Below are 3,162 nucleotides of genomic sequence, written 5' to 3' on the forward strand. Positions count from 1 at the left end.
GTGAACAGTAAGACTACGATCTAACTGCTCAGGCAAAAGAGCTAGAATACGACTTTCAACTGCTGCTATCTCCTCAACTACGATTGCTCGAATTGCTTCTTCTAAACCAGTCATGGCGCTTCACTCTCCAACACTAAATGGAATTACATAAGGTTGAATCACTCATCTTATTTCGGGAGTTTATGACAAAAAATAATCAACGGTAACTCCGAAATAATCAGCCAAAACCTTTAACTTATCTGTTTTTGGTTTGTATTTACCCTGTTTCCAATTCGTCAATGTAGCCGTAGAAACGCCAGTGTCTTTAGAAACTTGATATGATGTTTTTCCGGTCTCCTCTAATAGAACAAGGAATTTCTCGTACAATTTACACACTCCTCCTTAATAATATGTTGACTATTAGCTAAGGTTTCTTATATAATCTAAGTGTCACCTAAGTTATATAAGATTTCTCAGCTACTTCTTTTTATTAGCTCAGTTTTCTAAGCTATGTCTGTATATTAGCATAGCTTTCTGAGTTAGTCAATGGATTTTAGCTTAGTTTTCTGACTTCATTTTTAATAAAAATTACGGAGGAAAACTAATGTACGAAATATTCGAAGAACTATTAGAAAAGCACAACGTTACAGCCTATCGTGTTGCAAAAGAAACGGGAATTACCACTGCTACTTTCACCAGTTGGAAGCAAGGTAAGTACACTCCGAAACAGGATAAACTCCAAAAGATTGCTGATTATTTCGGTGTGACTCTTGATTACCTCATGGGGAATAAGGACGGATCCGCCCTAATCTGTGAGGACAAAGCACCGTACTATACGCTTTCTGATAAAGATAATCGCGACATTGCCAAAGAGTTGGAACGCATGATGGAGGAACTAGACAGTGGAACGTCCTTAGCATTCATGGGTGAGCCAATGGATGAAGAGGATAGGGAGTTATTGAGGATATCACTTGAAAACACTCTTCGCATGTCTAAAGAAATGGCAAAGAAAAAATTCACACCAAAAAAATACAGAAAATAACCTTCCGGGGGTTATCAAATGGAGATTTTACTTTCTAAGAGACTGATCAAAACCCACGGAACCAACAACCCATCACGAATTGCATCTGAGACTAATCTAGTGGTTCTGTACGAAGATTTAGGAAAGAACACTTGGGGGTACTATTCTTGTATAAATAGGATTCCTTGTATACACATAAATTGCCGCTTGGATGGATTTTCGGCCACCTTTGCTCTGGCTCATGAATTGGGACACCATTTTCTTCATCCGGGTGTAAACACTCCGTTTTTAAGAAAGAGCACCCTTTTTTCAATAGAGAAGATCGAGCGGGAAGCTAACCGCTTTGCCTTGTATCTATTGATTGGTGAGGCACAACCAGAAATTAACGAAACTAAGTGCAACTTTTTGAAACGGTGTGGTATACCAGAGGAATTCCATGTTTTTTACTAATCTTTGCGCTTTCCAGCTGCAAGGCTGTTTAAATACAATTATAAATAGAACGTATGTTCCTGAGGTGGTGCAAAAATGGCAAAAGGCAGCATTGAGAAACGAGGAGTAAATACCTGGAGGCTAACGGTTGATCTTGGATTTAATCATGACGGTACTAGAAATCGTCCAAGAAAACGGGTCGAGGTGGATGATCCAGAAATTCTGAGGTCGAAGAGAGCTCTAGATGAGTATCTCGATGGTGAATTATTTAAGTTTAAACAGGAAGTTGAGTCAGGCGAGTACATCAAGCCAGAAAAAATGACCTTTGAAGCGTTTGTCTTGGATGAATGGATGGAAAAGTACGCTAACGACCCAAATAACCTCTCCCCCACTACACTCGCTACTTATGAAGGGATAATTGAATCTCGATTAATTCCGCAATTTGGTCATAAGCAAATCGATAAGATTAGCACAATGAGTCTTGTTACTTTTATGAAAAGCTTAGAAAAACCAGGGGCAAGAAGACCACCTGTCACTAAAAAACCACTTACTGAAAAGCAAAAGAAAAAACTTATGGAGCCATTAGAACCTGGTACAATTGTTTATATCTATAGAGTGCTTAAAAACATATTCAAACAAGCTTTTGATTGGAGAGTAATCAAAGTCAACCCAATGGATGGTGTTAAAAAACCATCCGAGAGAAATTCTAAGGAAAAAATAATAGCTCAACGTAAAAATCCACAATATTACGATGAGGATGAAGCGCAACAAGTTGTTGATGCTCTCTATAAAGAATCTCGAAAGTGGAGACTTCTTATTCTTGGCTCAATGATCGGTGGTTTCAGAAGAGGTGAATTATTAGGATTAGAATGGCCGCTAGTTTTTTTCGAGCGTAACTTCATCTCTGTGGAAAATAACATTCCTTATACTAAAAAAGGGAAAGCCATCGAGAAAGGTCCTAAATCATCATCATCTTATCGAGATACTGATATGCCGGAGTGGTATATGGAAGAGTTAGAGATTTATAAAAAGGAGTGGGAAGAAGAAAAAGAATTCTTAGACGACAAATGGGAAGGTGAAGATCGACAATTCGTATTTCATAATGGTAAAGGAAAGCCATACTACTATCAGCATCCATCAAAATGGTGGAAACGATTTTGTAAGCGACATGGAATTAGATACATTAAATTTCATGGCTTGCGTCATAGCTCAGGAACTCTTCTTTTGGAAGATGAGGATGAAACTAATTTTGACTCAATTTTGAAAGTCATTCAAGAGCGGTTAGGACACGCCAGATTATCAACTACTACCGATATCTATGTTCACGTTACCAAAAAAGTAATAAGACGTACAACCGGGAAATTTGATAAATTCGCGCGTGGTAGTAAAAAAAAATAAAAACAATGTGATTATGAATCATTTTACCAACTATCGATACGTTATTTTTAATGGGGACAAAACGGGGACGGAATACAGTGTTTTATATAGAATTCATTCAATATGAGAACAACATGCGAACACCTGAAAGCCTTGATATTACTGGTTATTCAGAAATTGTTCCATTTAAAATACGTTACCTATCCACCTTGACAGGGTGGGGGTCAGTGGTTCGAGCCCACTACAGATCATTATGCCTTATGGCACAAGGGTTTCCAGCGATTCATCCACTTATCAATAATAGGTGGTCGATAACTGACACGTTTATATCACAAAAAACCACTATCTTTAAGGAC

The 3,162-nt window shown here is 38.0% G+C and carries 4 protein-coding genes; 3 read left to right on the forward strand and 1 reads right to left on the reverse strand.

The annotated features are described in order from the left end of the window. Window positions 1-180: 180 nt before the first annotated feature. Window positions 181-366 carry a helix-turn-helix domain-containing protein gene (locus BFJ94_RS25190; RefSeq protein WP_120462579.1) on the reverse strand — a complete coding sequence of 62 codons (186 nt, stop codon included), beginning with the start codon at window positions 364-366 and terminating at the stop codon, window positions 181-183. 217 nt (window positions 367-583) lie between these two features. Between BFJ94_RS25190 and BFJ94_RS25195 the strand changes: the two genes are divergently transcribed. From BFJ94_RS25195 to BFJ94_RS25205, 3 genes are all read left to right on the forward strand, one after another. Continuing rightward, entirely contained in the window at window positions 584-1,021 is a 438-nt protein-coding gene (locus tag BFJ94_RS25195; protein ID WP_120462580.1) for a helix-turn-helix domain-containing protein, read from the forward strand. Between the two features lie 18 nt (window positions 1,022-1,039). Continuing rightward, a complete protein-coding gene (locus BFJ94_RS25200) occupies window positions 1,040-1,450 on the forward strand; it encodes an ImmA/IrrE family metallo-endopeptidase (RefSeq protein WP_120462581.1) in 411 nt (136 codons plus the stop codon). A gap of 75 nt (window positions 1,451-1,525) precedes the next feature. After that, window positions 1,526-2,827 carry a tyrosine-type recombinase/integrase gene (locus BFJ94_RS25205; RefSeq protein ID WP_120462582.1) on the forward strand — a complete coding sequence of 434 codons (1,302 nt, stop codon included), beginning with the start codon at window positions 1,526-1,528 and terminating at the stop codon, window positions 2,825-2,827. Window positions 2,828-3,162 lie beyond the last annotated feature (335 nt).

This window comes from Paenibacillus aceti (assembly GCF_003614185.1).
GTDB classification, from domain to species: Bacteria; Bacillota; Bacilli; order Paenibacillales; family Paenibacillaceae; genus Fontibacillus; species Fontibacillus aceti.